Origin of the sequence: Sorangium sp. So ce367 (genome assembly GCF_051520455.1) — a bacterium.
In the GTDB taxonomy this organism is placed as follows: Bacteria; Myxococcota_A; Polyangia; order Polyangiales; family Polyangiaceae; genus Sorangium; species Sorangium cellulosum_B.
This window is the reverse complement of record NZ_CP150334.1, coordinates 12,041,401-12,059,331: the sequence shown is the minus strand read 5'-3', so window position 1 is coordinate 12,059,331 and position 17,931 is coordinate 12,041,401. Positions and strand designations below refer to the sequence as shown.

The window sequence follows — 17,931 nt, the reverse complement described above, 5'->3', positions numbered from 1 at the left end:
GGGCCGCAGGTACCAGACGGCGCCCCCTCCCTGAGCGCGCGGAGCGCGCGATTGGGGAGGGGCGGACCGCGCGCAGGCGCGGAGCGCCGAGCACGGGCCGGGGGTGGGCATCCGCTCTCTCTCGGCCGTCGGGCCTCTCACCGTGACATGCTCCAGGCGCTGAGCTCGTGCTATTCTTCGCGGCAAGAGACGTGCGAAGAGCGGTGGTCGGAGCTCTGCAAGTCAGATAGGTGCTCTCGATGCGTCGGTATATGAACCAAGCGCGGAGTGAACGGGGACCCGATTTCTATGCGTGGTGCGACGAGGCGGACCGGTTCGACGCCTTCGCGGCGGCCCTCTCCGCGCTCGTCTACCCGGGGGGACTCTGCGATGTCAGCCTCTCCACGCCTGGATCCTCCGAACACCTGTGGCGCAGCAGGGTTCCCCTCGACGAGGTCATCGCGGCGACACGTCCCGCCTTCAAGGCACGCTCGCAGATATGTGTGGATTTCGGCACGAAGTGGAGATGGCTGGCCAGGTATGGTCTGAGCCTGGACTGCTATGGTGAAGAACACGAACGCCGGTGGGCCAGCGGCCCTCTGCGCATACACACCTACGAGTGGAAGGGGCTCTACCCGTATTGCCTCGAGATCGCCATCGGCAACGATGCGCGCTCCGTGGAGGCCGAGGCGGCCATGATCTCGATGCAGTTCGAGCAGGACATGGAAGATATCCTGCTCGGCCTGTGCGCGCCGGACGCGCGTCCCCGCGTGACGACCGGCTCGTGCGCGGCCGTCTCCAGCTGGCCCGCGCCCGTCGAGGCGTGTGCGACCTACCACGCCGATGCCGCGAGCATCGCGCGGGATCTCGCCCTGTCGTGGTTGCACATCCACGACGGCGACATCGTGAAGCGCGCCGCGGGCTTGTCCATGGACGCGCTGCATGCGCGCGTCGAAGCCGCTCCCAGAGGGGCGCGCGTCGGGGTCGCAAGCACCGTCGAGCGCGTCGACGAGCACGACGACCTCGACCGCGATGCGTCCCGATCGCGGGCCGAGCGGCCGACCCGCCCGGACGCCATTCGGCGCGTCCCACGCGCCCGCCTCGTAGGCGACGAGGATCTCACGCGCGAACAAGTGCTCGCGGCGCTCTCCATGCCGCCGGCCACGCTGGTCGGCGCGCTCGAAGCCTCGGCGGTGCCGGACGAAGCATGGCGCGCCGTCGAGCCTCGCGCGCGCGAGCTCGTTCAGGAGATCATCGAAGAGCCCAGGGAGGGCGAGGCCTCCTACGAGGTGCAGGTCGCCACGGGGAGACACGTCCGGTTCATCGAGCGCCACTCGCCCTACTACGTCCGGCGCCTTCCAAACGGCGGCCTGCTGCTGGCCACCCACCCCTTCCGCACGCTCTGGCCGCTCTGGTCCGACGCTCTCTTCGTACTCGGCCTCATGTCCTGACGCAGAGTCTCCCCCGCTCTCTCCACTTCGAGCTTTGCACCGGTCGCACCTGCGCCGGCCATAGGGCCGGTCTCCGCTCGCACAGACTCCACCCCTCCAGCCCCGCAGGCCCCCCTCCAACCGCGGCTCCGCCGTGTGATAACCTCGCAGGACGCATGGCCCCCTACCGCTCCTCTCGCGAGGACCGCGCTGCGCCCCCGCCGCCGCCCCCGGGCCCGGTCGCCGACATGGTGCAGCAGTTCGCCGACCCGTACGCCTTCCTGCGGGAGCTCGTGCAGAACGGCATGGACGCCGGCGCGCGGAAGATCGCCGTGCGCGTCGAGACGCTGCCCGGCGCGTGCGCCACCTCGGTCACCGACGACGGGTGCGGCATGAGCCGCGAGGACATCGAGGGCCCGCTGCTCACCCTCTTCAACTCGTCGAAGGAAGGGGACGCGACGAAGATCGGGAAATACGGCGTCGGCTTCGTCTCCGTGTTCGCCCTCCAGCCGGAGCAGGTCGACGTGGAGACGTGGCGCGACGGAAAGGCATGGCTCCTGCGGCTGCACAGCGACACGAGCTACGAGCTCGAGGACGCCGGACCGCGCCAGGGCAGCGGCACACGCGTGACCCTGCTCCAGCGGCTCGACCGGGAGGCGTTCGTCGAGCACGCGCGCCGCGCGCACGCCGCGCTCCGCCGGTGGTGCCGCCACGCCGACCGCGAGATCACCCTCAGCATCGCAGACCACGAGGGGGGCTCCCGGACGGGCGCCGTGCGCATCGACGCCCCGCTCGCCATCGCGGCGCCCGTCTCCGTGACCGCCGTCGAGGAAGAGACCACCGTCGTTGTCGGCCCCTCCGCCGGCGCTCAGCACCTCGCGCAGCCCACGAGCGGGGACCCCGCCGTCGAGCACGGCCAGAGCTTCGCCGGCTTCTACAACCGCGGGCTCACCCTGTTCGAGACCGCGGACGAGCTCTTCAGCGGGCTCTCGGGCGTGCGGTTCAAGGTGATGAGCCCCCACCTCCAGCACACCCTGAGCCGCGATAACGTGCGCCGCGACGACGCCTTCTGGGAGGCGATCGCGCGCGTGCGCGAGCTCGTCAAAGGTCCGCTCCGGCGCGAGCTCGCCGCCCGCCTCCCGCAGGCGGCGGCCGCGGCAGCCGCCGGCGAGGCCGAGGGCGCCGCCGCCTACGCGGCGATGCTGGAGGCAGCGCTGTCGCCGCCGACCGCGCTCGATCCGGACGAGATCCCGTTCCCGCTCGCGAGCCCCGTCGCCGGCGACCGGAGCCGCGCGGGGCTCCGGGCGCTCGCGCCGGGGCGGGAGCCGCTGCTCGTGGCCAGGCGATCCGACGCGCTGACGGCGGCCATGGCCCGCGGCGGGCTGCCCGTCGTGCTGTGCAACCACCCCGCGACCAGGGCGCTGCTGAAGCGGTGCTTCCCGGCGGCGCGCGTCGAGAAGGCGCACGCCGCGTACCTGCTCGTGCGCGAGGAGCGCGAGGAGCCGAAACGCGCCCGCGCGGCCGACGCCGCGCTCCTCCAGGTGATCGCCGACGCGCTCGCCCGCGCCCGGCACGGGGTCGCCCGGGTGAGCCTCTGCCAGGTCGAGGGCGCCCTCCGCCAGCGCAGCGGGTTCCTGCTGCCCGGGAGCGGGGAGCGCGCCGGGCCCGAGCAGAGCTGCCACGCGGCGCGCGAGGTCGTGCGCCGCGCGGCGCGCTTCCCGCCAGGACACGCCCTCTACCTCAACATCGAGAGCGACACCGTGGCCCTCGCGCGCAGGCGCGCCGCCGTCGACGCGGTGACCGCCGGCAACCTGCTCGCCCGCGCGCTGCTCGTCGAGGCCAAGGGGCCGCTCGATCCCGAGGACAGCGACCGGCTCCTCGACCTCTCGGCGAGCCCGCCGCCACGCGCGGGGGCGGCGCGCGGCGAGAGGGCGCCCGCAGGCGGCGCGCGCCCCGCGCCGAGGGGGTCGCAGCGGTGAGCCGGGTCGTCGCCCGCGGCGCGATCCGCGTCGATGCCCGCCGCGCCGTCCAGAAGCTCAGGGAGCACCTGCTCGTCGACCTGGACCTCTACCTGCTCGAGCTCGTCCGCGCCGCGGCGGCCGGGGGCGCGACGCAGATCGATCTCCGCTACGACGCCGACGACGTCGTCGTGACCTTCGACGGAGATCCGCCCGACGGGCCCGCCCTGGAGCGCCTCCTCGACCACGTGCTCAACGCCGCGCCCGACGCCGCGTCCCGGAGGCTCCGCCTGCTCGCGCTCGGCGTGAACGCGGCGCTCGGGCTGCGCCCGGCGCGCGTCGACCTGCTCACGACCGGGCCGTCCCGCAAGGGCAGCGGGGCGAGCTGCACGCGCGTGCGCTTCACGCCCGACCTGATCGAGGCGCCCGCCGAGGCGCCCGCGCCGGCCGCCGGCCCCGCCTGCGACGAGGTCCCGAGGCCGCCCGGAATGCCCGCGGCCGGCCTGCGCATCGAGGTGCGGCGGAGGCTCGGCTGGTCGGTGCTCCGCCGGGCGATCACGGGCGATAGCCCGCCCGAGCTCGCGCACCTCGCCGCAGCCACCGGCGATTTCCCGATCCCGATCGCGCTCGCCGGCGAGCCGCTGCGCCGCGCTCTCCCGAGCAGCGATCTCCAGGTGCTCGTGCGCGTGCCGTTCCACGTGCGCGGCGCGCGCCGCGCCGCGCTGGAGATCGTCGCGCCCCCCGAGCCCGAAGGAGGTCCGGCCAGCTCGGCGCCCCGCTCGCGCCCCCTCGCCGCGCCCATCTCCGCTCCCCTGCCCTCGGACCTCCCCGTCGTCGACTACCTCGAGCGCGGCGTGCGGCTCGTCCGCGAGCGCTGGAGCTTCGATCCGCGGTTCCCCTCGGCGCCCTACCAGGGCGTCGAGCTCCCGGTCCGCGTCGTCGTCGACGCGGACGCGCTGCCCACCAACGCGTCGCGCTCGGCGGTGCGCGAGGACGCGCCCCTCCGCGCGCGGCTCCGCGAGGCGGCGGCCGGCGCGCTGCTCGACGCCATCCAGACCCTCGCCGCGCTCGTCTGCGGCGAGGGCGCGGTCCCCGACGGCGCGCTCGTCGTCGACGAGGACAGCGACCGGCTCGCAGACGCGCTCGCGGCCTTCGCCTGCGTCGCGACCGGGGCGATGCGGGCGGGCGCCGAGCTGCCCGCCGAGGCGCAGGCCGTGCGCGAGCTCCCGCTGCTCCGCGACGGGCGGGGGCGGCCGACGTCGCTCGCGGCGCTCGACGCGCACGATGCGCCGCGGCTCTTCCTGTTCCGCGGCGACGCGAGGCTCCCGAAGGAGCTCGCCCCCTGGGCCGGCGACGTGGTCTGGAGCCCGGGGGGCCTCGTCGAGCGCGCGCTCGCCGGGCTCCCGCTCGCCGACGCCGAGGCCATGATCGAACAAGTGAAGCTCGGCGCCGAGCGCCGCAGGGCGTTCCTCCTGCACGCGACCGGCGATCCCGTCGTGCCGCCCTCCCCGGAGCACGCGTTCCGCGACGCCTTCCAGGTGGACGAAGGGCCGCTCGCCGGGCTCCGCGGCGAGCTCGCGGTCTTCGCCGACGCCCGCGAGCCCCCGCGCGGCGCGGAGGTCCGGGTGTTCGTGGACGGGCGGCACCTCGAGACCGTGGAGCTCGATCCCGCCGCCGTCCCCTTGCCCGTCGAGATCGCGCTCGCGTGGAAGGGGCGCGTGCGGCCGCGGTTCGCGTACGACGGGGTCGAGCGCGACGCGCGCTTCTGGCGCGCCGTCCGCCACGCGCTGAAGCTCGCGATCGCCGCGGCCGACCGCGAGGCGAAGCGGCTCTTCAGCCCGGGGGACGCTCAGCCAGGCGCAGGCTCGACGACGCCCGCGCCTGCGCCCGAGAGCGAGCTCGCGCGCGTGAGGCCCGCGCTGCGCGCCGCGATCGGCGCGGCGTTCTGCGCCCCTCTGCGCCTCGGCGCAGGGGACGGCGGCCCCCGGCGCGGAGGCGGCGCGGCGCCGCCCCCGGACGACGGCCTCGCCCCCGAGCGCTTCGAAGGCCTCCTGGACGCGCGGATCTGGCCCACGTTCACGGCGGGGTTGTTCGTGAGCGTGAGCGATCTCTCCACGCTCTCCCGGGCGGCGCGCGGCATCTGCACGGCGCCGCCCGGGGCGCGGGGGCACGCGGCCGACCGGAGGCTGGTGCTCGCCGTCTCGCAGCGCGAGCTCGACTGGCTCGCCGCCGCGCTCCCGGAGCGCGAGCTCGTCCCCTACGGCCCGGGGCTCTTCACCGAGGACGAGCTCGCGGCGCGAGGGCCGGCGCGGCGGCACGCGCTCGCGGTGTCCCTGGAGAGGCTCGGGGCGATCCCCGCCGGCGCGCCCGTCCTCGAGGTCAGCGGCCCCGGCTTCCTCGCGCTCGCCACGCCCAGCGACGCGGTGGTGGAGGTGTGGCACCACGCGTCGCGGCCCCTCGCCACCCTGGAGGCCGCGCCGCTGTTCAGCCCCGCCGCCATCGCGATCGACGACGACACGGCGGCGCCGAACAGCCGCTGGGACGGCCTCCTGTCGCCACGCAACAACGCCGCCGTCCACGAGGTCGAGCGCGCGCTCCTCGAGGCGCTCGTGGCCGCGCTGGAGGGCGACGCCGCAGCGCGCGCGCGGCTCGGCCTGCGGGGCGATCCGCTCCGCGAGCGCGGCAGGCCGGACGCCCGCGTGAGCGCCTACCTCCTCGACAGCGCGCACGCGCTCCAGGCGCGCGCGCGGGCGCCCGGAAGCGCGCCCTTCGAGGCGGCCCCGAGCGAGCTCGCCGCCCGCATCCGGCGCCTGCCGCTGCTCGGGATGCTCGACGCGCGCGGCCAGGAGGTCGCGTGCTCGCTCGAGACCCTCGACGCGACGCACCCGGCGCCCGCGCCGATCCCGGTGCTCGACGCGGCGCCCGGCTTCGAGACGCTCTCCTGGCACCCCCTCGTCGCCCGCAACCCGCGAGAGCGCGCGGCCCTGATGCGGTGGGCAGGCGGGCGCGCCCTCCTGGCGCAGAGCGGGGTGCCGGCGCGGCGGCAGCGCGCCGCCGCCGAGCAGGAGCGCCGCGCGTCTGCCAGCAAGGCGCAGCAGGAGCAGGGCCCGCGCGGGGCCGCTGGCCAGCCGCGCGCGCCGCTCGCGCTGCCAGGCGCGCCCTCGCACCCGCTGCTGCGGGTGAGCGCCGCCGCGCTCGGCGTGCAGGGGCTCGAAGGCGAGATCGAGATCGTCGAGGGGCCGGTGTCGGACGCCCGCTTCGTCGGCCCCGACGGCGCGGAGCGGCGCGTGGAGGTGGAGCTGCCGATCCCGCTGCGCCTGCTCGTGCGCGCCGGCGCGGCGGACCCGTCGAGGGACGCCTCGCGCGCGATCCTGACGCGCCTCGCCAAGGCCGCTGGCCGCCACCTGATCGCGCTGGCGCCGCGCTTCGACGAGCTGCCGCCGTTCGCGCGGGGCCACGCGCGCCGCGCCGTCCTGAAGACGCTGGCCCAGGGCAAGCGCGTCGTCGCGGAGGCGGCGCGCGCGCCGCTCTTCCACGACATCGAGGGGAACCTCTTCTCGCTCGACGACCTCCGGCGCGACCCGCGCGCCGAGTGGCTGTGCACCTCGACGCCGCCGCCCTACCCGAAGCAGCGCTACGAGCGGCCGGTCCTCGCGCTGAGCAGGCCCGAGCGGCTGCAGCTCGCGACCGCCGTGATCGTCAAGGACATCACCGACGCGGTCGCGCGCGATCGCGCGGCCGAGGAGCGCCTCACGGCGCCGCCGCTCGCCGCCGTCGGCCTCGACGCGGCCGCGCGCGCGGCGTGCTTCGCGATCCTGCCCTTCGAGCAGCCGGCCGGCGCGCAGGAGGGCGCGCCGCCGGCGCACGGCGAGATCGGCCTGCTCGCCCCGGAGCACGCCGGGGCGGCGGGCATCGCGGTGCACGTGGGGCGCCGCCCGCTCTGCGCGCTCGACGCCGGAGACGGGTGGCCCCTGTGCGCGGCCGTCAACGACGACGCGCTCGAGCCGAACCGCGCCTTCGACGGGCTCAAGGGCCGCGGGGACGCGTCGAGGCTCCGGCAGGCGGTGCGCGACGCCGCCGCGCGGTGGCTGCGCGCCCGGCTCGCGCCGCCCGGCGACGCGCTCGCGACGCGGTGGATCGACGTCGCCACCACCTGGCCCCGGCCGCTGTTCGTGATCGGCGCGCTGTGGCTGCCCGCGCGGTGGCCGCGCGCGCCCGAGGTGCTCGTCGCCGCGCCCTCCGCGGCGATCCTCGGCGAGGGCGGCGACGGCGGCGGCTTCACCCCGGTCGCGCTGCGCTGCGGGGCGGGCGTGGGCCCCGGGACGACCGGCGTGGCCCCGCTCGCGCCGGTCGAGGGGAGGCTCCTCGTGTGGCCGCCGCGCGAGGCGCGCTGGGACGCCATCGCGGAGCTCGCCATGGAGGCCGCGGCCTCCATGGCGGCCGAGCTCTCGGATCAGGCGGCCGCGGCGCCGTACCTCTGGAACTTGCACCTGCTCGGCCGCCTCTCCGGCGGCAAGCTCGCGGCACAGACCGCCTCCGGGGAGAGCGTCGGCCCGGCGGCGATCCGCGCCGAGCTCGCGGCGAGCGGCTGCCTGTGGATCACCGATCGCCGGGGGAGCGCGGACGGCGATTTCCCGGACGGCTCGCCGCCGTTCGTGCTGCTCGACGACGGCTCGCCGCTCGTCGAGGTGCTGCGCCACCGCGCCGCCCCCGGCGCGCTGCGCGAGCTCGGCGCCCTCGCGGCGACGCCCGCCCCGGCCGTGGCGATCGCGGAGGAGATCGGCCCCGCCTCCGGGACGGGCCTTCCCGCCGCGGGCGCCCGCGGCGCGGAGGCGCCCGTCGCGGAGGCGCCCGCGGCCACCGGCGGCGCGGAGGCGCCCCTCGCGAAGGCGCCGCCCGACTCGAGCGCCGCGGAGGCGCCCGCCGCGGAGGCGCCGCCCGACTCGAGCGGCGCGCGGGCCTGGGCGATCGCGCTGTGGCGCAGCGTGCTCGGCCTGCTCGGCGGCGAGGCGGCCCCGGTGCCAGGCGCCACGCCCGCGGGGCAGGAGGCGGCCGCCGGGAGCCCGCTCGCGGCCGCGCTCCACGAGGCCATCGTCCGGATGAACCTCGAGGGGTCCCCGGTGCGCGCCGTCGTCGAGGGCCGCTCAGGGCGGCCGATCCGTTACGACGCGAGCCGGAGCCACATCGTCGTCAACACCGAGCACGAAGCGCTCGCGTGGCTGCGCGCGCGCGGGGCGCCCGACCCGGCGGCCGTCGCGCTGCTGGCGGCGGCCGCCGTCGGCGAGGTGAACCGGGCGCTGAGGTCGGTCACCGACGCGGAGGAGCGCCGGGCGCTCGATCATCTGCTGCGCTCCATCGGGTAGCGCGCACGGGCGCCCCGCTCCCGGCGTTGCCCGCGCGCCGCCGGGGCGCAAAGCTCTTCCCCGTGGACACCGTCTTCACCGTCGGCCACGGCACGCGCAGCCTGGAGGAGCTCGTCGAGCTGCTCGGCGAGGGGCCGGCCGACACGCTGGTCGACGTCCGGAGGTTCCCGGGATCGAGCCGCTCCCCTCACCTCGGCCGCGCCGCGCTCGCCGAGGCGCTGCCCCGGCTCGGGGTGACCTACGTCTTCCGCGGCGACGCCCTCGGCGGACGGCGGACCGGGCGGGCCGACTCGCCGCACGTCGCCTGGGAGAACGCGAGCTTCCGGGCCTACGCCGATCACATGGAGACCGCCGCGTTCCAGCGCGCGCTCTCCGAGCTCGAGGCGGAAGCGCGCGCTGGACGGCGAATGGCCCTCCTGTGCGCCGAGACGCTCTGGTGGCGGTGTCACCGCCGCCTCATCGCCGACGCCCTCGTCGCGCGCGGGCTCGCGGTCGTCCACCTGCTCGGCCCCGGCGCGCAGGCTCAGCACGCGCTGAACCCCGCCGCCCGGCCCGACGGCGCCGGCCACCTGATCTACGACGTCGGCGCGCAGCGCGCGCTGCCGCTCGGCGACGCCGGCGCGGAGCCCGGGCCCGCGCGGCGCGAGCCTGTGCGCCCGCGCCGCGCGCGGTGATCCCGGCCGGCCTGGTGGCCGCGGGCCAGAAGCGCGTCGCATTCCTGCGGACGGCGATTGGCGCGGGAGCCCGCGATCGACCCAACGTATCGCTGGCCGCTCACCGGCGCCGACCCGAGGGCCGTACGGTACGTCAAAAATCACGAAATCCGCGTAGCGGTCCAGTCGGGTATCACCTGAAAAATAGACCATCAGTCGTCGCACTGACGTCCTGATCCCGGCCCACCTGGAGCGCCATCCGCTCCCACGGGGGCTTTCCGCGGAGCGTGACATCGAGCGCGCCCCCGCCCGTCCGGTATGGCGGAGCCGAACCGATTCCGTTACCGTCCCGAGATCACATGAAGGCGCGCCCGATGTGGGCAGGGCCTCCTGGCTCGGGAGACAGTAATGAAAGTGCAACGCATTTCGGCGATCCTGCTCACCTCGGTCGCCTTCTCTGCAGGCTTCATCGGTTGCGGCGACGACGATTCGGACGGGGGCGCAGGCGGCGGCTCTTCCTCTTCGACCACGAGCTCGTCATCGGGAGTCGCAGCGACCACAGGCGCGGGCGGGAGCAGGGCCGAGTTCCTCGGCACCCGCTGCACGGCCGACGCCGACTGCGGGCCGGACGGCGTGTGCGCCCTGGAGTCGGACGGGGACGTCGGTCCTGCGGGCGGGTACTGCACGATGGAGTGCATCGACGACGGCGATTGTGAAGGCGAGGGCAGCGCCTGCCTCGGGGGCATGTGTTACCTGGGCTGCGCCTTCGGAGAGCCCGAGCTGGAGTTCATCAACGATGAACTCGACCCGTTCAAGTGCCACGGCCGCGAAGATCTGCGCTGTGAGGATGCGGAGGGCGTGACGGTCTGCATGCCGAACTGCGGCTCCGACTCCCAGTGCTCCGACTCCGGCCGCAGCTGCGATCCCAGGCAGAACGCGTGCGTCGACACGCCGCACGAGGGCCTGCCGATGGGGACCCCGTGCGACCGCGACGCGGAGGAGGACCCGTGCGCCGGGTGGTGCGCGGGCTTCCCCGGCGGCGTCACCGCGTGCACCGAGTTCTGCGGCTTCGGCGGCGATCCGTTCGAGTCCGACTGCGGCGGGTCCGAGAACGGTATCTGCCTCTACCAGTTCGACGAGGTCGTCGGCGCCGGCGACTTCGGCGCCTGCACCAAGGCGTGCACGGCGCACGACGATTGCCTGTTGCCGAACGCCCGCTGCCAAAATATCGGTTTCCCGGACAACGGCTTCTGCGTCTTCACGAAGCTGCCGTGCAAGGACAACAGCGAGTGCAAGGCACCGGACGAGTGCGCCGAGACGCCTGATGGCTTCTTCTGCCTCGACCCGGCGTTCCCGCTGAGCAACGAGGGCACTGGCGGCGCGGGTGGCGCCGGCGGCGCGGGTGGTGCCGGCGGCGCGGGTGGTGCCGGCGGCGCGGGCGGCGCGGGCGGCACGGGCGGCAGCGACGGCACGGGCGGCACCGGCGGCGCGGGCAGCACCAGCAGCGCGGCCAGCACCAGCAGCGCGGCCAGCACCAGCGGCGCTGGCGGCGCGGGCGGCACCGGCGGCAGCGGCGGCGCGGGCGGCACCGGCGGCGCGGGCGGCACCGGCGGCGCCTGATCGCTGCGTCTCAAGACAGGCACTCATCTCATCTCCTCTCCTCTCGACTCCAGGAGGTGAGATGAGCGCCTCGCGCTCAACTCCCGTTCCTCGAAGCACCCGAGACACCGCGGTGGCGGTCGCGACGACGCGTTTCCCAGGGCTCCCACGCGCCCAGGAAGCGGCGCGCGCCGCCGTCGCCCTCCCCTCTCCGTCGCGAGCGCGACGTCTGTCTATCGGCCCGCGGAGGGCGCGCTCGCCCGCGGCGACAGGCCGCGGACGAGGGTCGCGAGCGTGCGCAGCACCGGGGTGTCGATCCCGGCCCGGCGCGCGCGCTCGACCACCGCGCCCTGGAGGATATCGACCTCCGTCGCGCGGCCGGCCCGCACGTCCTGCAGCATCGAGGGCTCGGTGAGCGGGAACTCGGAGCGCGTGAGGGCGAGCATCGCGTCCGCTGTCGCCTCGGAGATCTCCGCCCCTTCCGCCCGCGCGACCGCGATCACCTCGAGCATCGCCGACCGGGTGAGGTCCTCCATCCGCTCCGCGACCACGCCGGCGCGCTGGCCGGTCAGCGCGCAGATCGCATTGAAGGGGGCGTTCCAGACCATCTTCTCCCAGAGCATGGCGCGGTGGTCCGCCCCGCGGCGGACCGGGATGCCCGCGCGCTCGAGCAGCGCGGCGGTCGCCTCGACCCGCGCCTCCTGCCCGGGCCGGTAGGGCGCGAGCCCGGCGCGCGTCGGCGCGAGCGTCTCGATCTCGCCAGGCCCGGCGACGCCCGAGGACATGTACGCGATCGCGGCGATCACGCGCTGCGCGCCGACGTCACGCGCAACAACGTCCTCGGAGTCGAGCCCGTTCAGGAGGGGCGCGGCGAGGCCGTCCGGGGCGAGCAGCCCGGCGAGCTTCGCGCTCGCCGCGGCGAGCGACGGCGATTTCACGGCGATGAGCGCGAGATCGAACGGCCCGCGCGCCCCGTCGAGCTCGACGACACGGAGCGGGGGAGTGCGCAGCTCGCCGGACGGCGTGCGGACGATGAGCCCGCGGGACCGCATCACCTCGGCGTGCGCGCCCCGCGCGACGAAGGTGACGTCTTCCCCGGCGAGCGTGAGCCGCGCCCCGAAATAGCCGCCCACCGCGCCCGCGCCGACAACGAGGATCCGCATCGGCGGCGACCATAGCACGCTCGAGCCGGACCGCCGCGAACCGGCGAGTGGCGATCAGCGAGGATTGCGGATATGCCTACGCGCACATGCGTAGGCCGGAAGCCCCCGCCACGGCGCACGAGAGCGGTCTCATGAGCGCAGGCGAGCCGAGCGTGACGATGGAAGCCGAGCAGCTCCAGCGCTTGCTGGACGCCCTGCCGGCGCTCATCTCGTATATCGACAGCGACGAGCGCTACGGCGTCGTCAACCGGGCCTACGAGCGCTGGTTCGGCGAAGACAGCGGCTCCATCGTCGGCCGGCAGGTGCGCGAGGTGATCGGCGACGCCGCCTACGCCGCCGTGAAGCCGCACATCGCCGCGGTGCTCGCCGGACGGCCGCAAGACTTCGAGTCGCGGCTCACCTACCGGAAGGGCGGCCGGCGCCACGTGCGCATCCAGTACATCCCCCACCGCGGCGCGAGCGGCGACGTGCGCGGCTTCTTCGCGCTCGTCTCGGACGTCAGCGAGCAGAAGCGCGCCGAGGACGCGCGGCGCTTCCTGGCTGACGCGTCGGCCGCGCTCGATCCGGCGCAGGGCCGCGACGCGGGCTTCCGGCGCGTCGCGGCCCTCGCCGTCACCTCGGTGGCCGATCTGTGCACCATCCACACGCTCGAACCGGACGGCTCCGTCCACGCGCGGGTCGTCGCGCACGCCGATCCGGCCAAGGCGGAGCTCGCAGCACGGCTGACTCGGCTCGGCCGCCCCTTGCCGGAGCCCGGGACGCGGACGTCGCTGTTGCACGAGGTGCTCCACGGCGGCCACGGCCGGCTCCTCCCCGACCTCGCCGACCACGCGCTGGCCGGCGCGGACCACCTCGCCGCCCTGCGCGAGCTCGGCTGCCGCTCCGCGGTGATCGTGCCCATCCGCGGCGACGGGTGCGTCCTCGCGGCGCTCACGCTCGCGTCCGCAGAGGTGGATCGCACCTGCGACGCCGCCGATCTCGCCTTCGCCGAGGAGCTCGCGCAGCGCATCGAGGTGGCCTTGCAGCGCGTGCGCCTCTACGACATCGCCCGCGACGCCGAGTCCGAGGCGCGGCGGCGCTTCCTGGCCGAGCAGGAGGCGCGCCGGGCCGCCGAGCGCGCGGCGCAGCGCATGGCCGGCCTCCAGCGGATCACGGCGGCGCTCGCCGACGCGCTCACCAGCGAGGCCGTGGCGCAGGTCGTCGTCGACATCGGCGTCGCCGCCGCGGGCGCGTACGCCGGCACCATCGTCGTGACGGCCGGCGACGGGCTCGAGTGCCTCAAGGAGGTCGGCTACGAGCGCGAGACCGTCGAGCGCTTCCGGCAGATGCCCCTCGACGCCGCCCTCCCGCTCACCGACGCGCTGCGGACCGGCGCGCCCGTCTGGCTGCGCTCGCGCGAGGAGTGCTCCGCCAGCTACCCGCGCATCGCGAGCGCCGTGCTGTCCGGCGCGACCGTGTCGCTCTGCTGTCTCCCGCTCGTGGTCCAGGAGCGGCCCATCGGCGTGCTCGGGCTGAGCTTCGCGGAGCCGCGCCCGTTCGACCAGGAAGAGCAGGAGTTCCTGGTCGCGGTGTCGCGCCAGTGCGCGCAGGCCATGGAGCGCGCCCGCCTGCACGAGGAGCGCGCCGCCTTCGTCGAGCGCGAGCGGCGCGTCGCCCTCGAGAACGCCCGGCTCTACCGCGAGGCCCACGAGGCGGACCGGCGCAAGGACGAGTTCATCGCGATGCTGTCGCACGAGCTCCGCAACCCGCTGGCGCCCATCACCACCGGCCTCGAGCTCCTGCAGATGAGCGCCCAGATGAGCGCCGGCGAGCGCGTGGATCGCGACGACCGGCAGATCCTGGCGACCCTCGAGCGGCAGGTGAAGACGATCGTCCGGCTCGTCGACGATCTCCTCGACGTCTCCAGGATCACGCGGGGCAAGATCGAGCTGAAGCGGGAGCGGCTCGACGTCGCCTCGGTCGTCGAGACCGCCGTCGAGTCGGTCCGCCCGCTGCTCGTCCAGCGCGGGCACGATCTCGTCCTGTCGGTGGATCCGGGCGTCTTCGTGCACGGCGACCGCGTCCGGCTCGAGCAGGTCGTCGTGAACCTCCTCAACAACGCGATCAAGTACACGAACCCCGGCGGCCGCGTCTCGCTCGCCTGCGCCGCGATCGACGGCGACGCGCGGATCCGGGTGACCGACACCGGCGTCGGCATCTCCGCCGAGCTGCTCCCGCGCGTCTTCGAGCCGTTCATGCAGGCCCGGCGCACGCTGGACCGCTCCCAGGGCGGCCTCGGGATCGGGCTCACGCTGGTCAAGCGGCTCGCCGAGCTGCACGGCGGCCGCGTCGAGGCGCTGAGCGGGGGCCCCGGCGAGGGGACGGCCATCAGCGTCTGGCTCCCGCTCGCCGGCGCGCCGAGCGCGCCCGCCGAAGCCCCCGCTCCGGAAGCGCCCGGCGCCGCCCCTCCGCGCGCCGCGCCGCGCGCCCTCCACGTCCTCCTCGTCGACGACAACGTCGACGCCGCCGACGGCCTCCGGCGCGTCCTCCAGCTCCACGGCCACGCCGTCTCGATGGCCCACGACGGCCCGGCGGCGCTCGAGGCCGCGCGGGCGTCGAAGCCCGATCTCGTCCTGCTCGATATCGGCCTGCCCGGGATGGACGGCTACGAGGTCGTCCGCCGCCTGCGCGCCGAGCCCGAGCTCACGCGCGCCTACATCGCCGCCCTCTCCGGCTACGGGCAAGACCAGGACCGCCGCCGCTCGCGAGAAGCCGGCTTCGACGCGCACCTCACCAAGCCGGTTGCAACGGAGCAGCTCCTGTCCCTGCTCGCCGAAGCCGCCCCCCGCGGCTGATTGGCCCGCGCTCCATTTCAGAAGTGCAATGCAGCCGCGCCTCCCGCCAGGCGCGCGATACATCGCTGAAACAGGCTCTTCCAGTTCTGAACGCTGCGCCCATTTCCTTTCATCGGCGCTGACGCGGGCTGACGCGCTCGGGGCCTTGTTGTGCCCGTCAAAAGCCGCGAAACATGCATGAAACAGAGGTGGCAGAGGTGGGAGAGGCCATTGTGTAAGAGGCCGTGCGCGCCGTCGGGCCGACAATTTATTCCTGCGAAACAGTTGCGAAACAGAGCCCACAGTACACAGTTTTTGGTCCGGGACTGTGGCTGACGCCTGGTTCGGACGGCAGCGCGGCAGTGACGGTGAGAAGGACTCACCGGGTCCAAAGGTGGGTTTCATGAGCAAGAAGAAGGACCTCCTCGTCATCGGCAACGGCATGGTCGGGCACAAGTTCATCGAGAACATGGTTCTCGGTGGCTTCCTGCGCGAGTGGAACATCACGACCTTCTGCGAGGAGCCGCGGCTCGCCTACGACCGGGTGAACCTGTCCGCCTTCTTCAACGGCAAATCGGCCGACGATCTCTCGATGGTCAAGCCCGGCCTCTACGAGGAGGCGGGCATTCAGGTCCACCTCAACGACAAGGCCGTCTCGATCGATCGGCGGAAGAAGGCGGTGACGTCGGCGAAGGGGAAGACGGTCTATTACGACAAGCTCATCCTCGCCACGGGCTCGTATCCGTTCGTCCCGCCGATCAAGGGCAAAGACGCGAAGGGCTGCTTCGTCTACCGCACGATCGACGACCTCGAGGCCATGGACGCCTACGCCAAGGTCGCGAAGGTCGGCACGGTCATCGGCGGCGGCCTGCTCGGGCTGGAGGCGGCCAACGCGCTCAAGAACATGGGCCTCCAGGTCCACGTCGTGGAGTTCGCGCCGCGCCTGATGGCCCTCCAGGTCGACGACGCCGGCGGCGCGATCCTCCGGGCGAAGATCGAGTCGCTCGGCGTGAACGTGCACACGAGCAAGTCGACGACGGAGATCGTCGCGGAGCACGGCCGCGTGGCGAGGATGGTCTTCGCCGACCAGAGCGAGCTCTCGACCGACATGATCGTCTTCTCGGCCGGTATCCGCCCGAGGGACGAGCTCGCGAGGGCGTGTGATCTCGCGCTCGGGAACCGCGGCGGCGTCGCCATCAACGAGCGCTGTCAGACGTCGGACCCGGACATCTACGCCATCGGCGAGTGCGCCAGCTACAACAGCCAGCTCTACGGCCTGGTGGCGCCCGGCTACCACATGGCCAAGGTCGCGGTCGACGCCATCACCGGCGGGAAGGAGACCTTCAGCGGCTTCGACATGAGCACGAAGCTCAAGCTGATGGGCGTGGACGTCGCGAGCTTCGGCGACGCGTTCGCGACCCAGCAGGGCGCGCGCGTGCTCAGCTTCATGAACGCGACGTCGAACGTCTACAAGAAGCTCGTCGTCAGCGGGGACGGCAAGCTCCTCCTCGGCGGCATCCTGGTCGGCGACGCCGCGAACTACGGCCAGCTGCTCCAGCTCGTGCAGAACAAGATCGTCCTCCCGCCGCACCCGGAGGATCTCATCGTCACGGCGCGGGACGGCGCGAAGCCGGCGGGCCTCGGCGTCGACGCGCTGCCCGACACCGCGATGATCTGCTCGTGCCTGAACGTCACGAAGAAGGCCATCTGCTCGGCCATCTGCGACGACAAGCACGTCACGGTCGCCGGCATCAAGGCGCACACCAAGGCCGGCACGGGCTGCGGATCGTGCACGACGCTGATCTCCGACATCCTGAAGAAGGAGCTCAAGAAGGCCGGCGTCGCGGTCAACAACTACATCTGCGAGCACTTCAACCACTCGCGCCAGGAGCTCTATCACCTCGTCCGGATCCACCAGATCAAGACGTTCGACGATCTGCTCGCCCGCCACGGCCAGGGCAAGGGCTGCGAGATCTGCAAGCCCGCGGTGGCGTCGATCCTCGCGTCGACATGGAACGAGCACATCCTGAGCAAGAAGCACCTCCCGCTGCAGGACACGAACGATCGCTACCTGGCCAACGTCCAGCGGGACGGCACCTACTCGGTGGTCCCGCGCGTCGCGGGCGGCGAGATCACGCCGGATCAGCTCATCGCCCTCGGGGTGGTCGCGAAGAAGTACAACCTGTACTCGAAGATCACCGGCGGCCAGCGCGTGGACCTGTTCGGCGCGCGGCTGGAGCAGCTGCCCGACATCTGGCGCGAGCTCATCGCCGCCGGCTTCGAGTCGGGGCACGCGTACGGCAAGGCGCTGCGCACCGTGAAGTCGTGCGTCGGCAGCACCTGGTGCCGCTACGGCGTGCAGGACTCGGTGGGCTTCGCGGTCGCGGTCGAGAACCGCTACAAGGGGCTGCGCAGCCCCCACAAGCTCAAGTCCGCGGTGTCCGGCTGCGCGCGCGAGTGCGCCGAGGCGCAGGGCAAGGACTTCGGCATCATCGCGACGGAGAAGGGCTACAACCTCTACCTCTGCGGCAACGGCGGGATGAAGCCGCAGCACGCCCAGCTCTTCGCCTCGGATCTCGACGAGGCGACGCTCATCAAGTACCTCGACCGGTTCCTGATGTTCTACATCCGCACGGCGGACCGGCTCCAGCGCACGTCGGTGTGGTTCAACAACCTCGAGGGCGGCATGGATTACCTCCGCCAGGTCATCATCGACGACTCGCTCGGCATCTGTGAGGAGCTGGAGAAGGAGATGGCCCACCTCATCGCGACCTACGAGTGCGAGTGGAAGGCCGCGGTCAACGACCCCGAGAAGCTCAAGCAGTTCCGCCAGTTCGTGAACGTCGGCGAGCCCGACCGGAGCATCGTGTTCGTCAGCGAGCGCGCGCAGCACCGCCCCGCGGCGTGGCAGGAGAAGTCGAACGTCGTCGAGGAGATGATCTGACAGCAGGGCCGAGGGGCCTTGTCTGAGGG

At 74.0% G+C, this 17,931-nt stretch carries 8 protein-coding genes; 7 read left to right on the top strand and 1 reads right to left on the bottom strand.

Annotated features, from left to right (window positions below; all coding sequences use genetic code 11):
• The first annotated feature begins 251 nt into the window (after positions 1-251).
• The 5 genes from WME97_RS45655 to WME97_RS45635 all read left to right on the top strand — a co-directional run bounded on the left by WME97_RS45655 (position 252) and on the right by WME97_RS45635 (position 11,003).
• A complete protein-coding gene (locus WME97_RS45655; RefSeq protein ID WP_437547370.1) occupies positions 252-1,430 on the top strand; it encodes a hypothetical protein in 1,179 nt (392 codons plus the stop codon).
• 155 nt (positions 1,431-1,585) lie between these two features.
• Positions 1,586-3,388, top strand: a complete 1,803-nt coding sequence (locus WME97_RS45650; protein ID WP_437547369.1) for an ATP-binding protein — start codon at positions 1,586-1,588, stop codon at positions 3,386-3,388.
• Entirely contained in the window at positions 3,385-8,730 is a 5,346-nt protein-coding gene (locus WME97_RS45645; protein WP_437547368.1) for a hypothetical protein, read from the top strand. Before WME97_RS45650 ends, WME97_RS45645 begins: the two co-directional genes overlap by 4 nt.
• A gap of 62 nt (positions 8,731-8,792) precedes the next feature.
• A complete protein-coding gene (locus WME97_RS45640; RefSeq protein ID WP_437547367.1) occupies positions 8,793-9,404 on the top strand; it encodes a DUF488 domain-containing protein in 612 nt (203 codons plus the stop codon).
• 393 nt (positions 9,405-9,797) lie between these two features.
• Positions 9,798-11,003: a hypothetical protein gene (locus WME97_RS45635; protein WP_437547366.1), complete on the top strand. Its 1,206-nt coding sequence runs from the start codon at positions 9,798-9,800 to the stop codon at positions 11,001-11,003.
• 212 nt (positions 11,004-11,215) lie between these two features.
• Here WME97_RS45635 and WME97_RS45630 read toward each other — a convergent pair whose 3' ends face one another.
• Positions 11,216-12,145 carry a ketopantoate reductase family protein gene (locus WME97_RS45630; protein ID WP_437547365.1) on the bottom strand — a complete coding sequence of 310 codons (930 nt, stop codon included), beginning with the start codon at positions 12,143-12,145 and terminating at the stop codon, positions 11,216-11,218.
• Positions 12,146-12,276: 131 nt separating this feature from the next.
• Here WME97_RS45630 and WME97_RS45625 point away from each other — a divergent pair, with 131 nt between their 5' ends.
• Positions 12,277-14,979 carry an ATP-binding protein gene (locus WME97_RS45625; protein WP_437547364.1) on the top strand — a complete coding sequence of 901 codons (2,703 nt, stop codon included), beginning with the start codon at positions 12,277-12,279 and terminating at the stop codon, positions 14,977-14,979.
• A 382-nt stretch (positions 14,980-15,361) separates the two neighbouring features.
• On the top strand, positions 15,362-17,902 hold the full coding sequence (gene nirB / locus WME97_RS45620) for a nitrite reductase large subunit NirB (RefSeq protein ID WP_437547363.1): 2,541 nt from the start codon (positions 15,362-15,364) through the stop codon (positions 17,900-17,902).
• Positions 17,903-17,931 lie beyond the last annotated feature (29 nt).

Excerpts from the sequence above, each read along its gene's own strand:
- nirB (WP_437547363.1), top strand. The coding sequence starts at position 15,362 with ATGAGCAAGAAGAAGGACCTCCTCGTCATCGGCAACGGCATGGTCGGG.
- WME97_RS45625 (WP_437547364.1), top strand. The coding sequence starts at position 12,277 with ATGAGCGCAGGCGAGCCGAGCGTGACGATGGAAGCCGAGCAGCTCCAG.
- WME97_RS45650 (WP_437547369.1), top strand. The coding sequence starts at position 1,586 with ATGGCCCCCTACCGCTCCTCTCGCGAGGACCGCGCTGCGCCCCCGCCG.
- WME97_RS45630 (WP_437547365.1), bottom strand. The coding sequence starts at position 12,145 with ATGCGGATCCTCGTTGTCGGCGCGGGCGCGGTGGGCGGCTATTTCGGG.
- WME97_RS45655 (WP_437547370.1), top strand. The coding sequence starts at position 252 with ATGAACCAAGCGCGGAGTGAACGGGGACCCGATTTCTATGCGTGGTGC.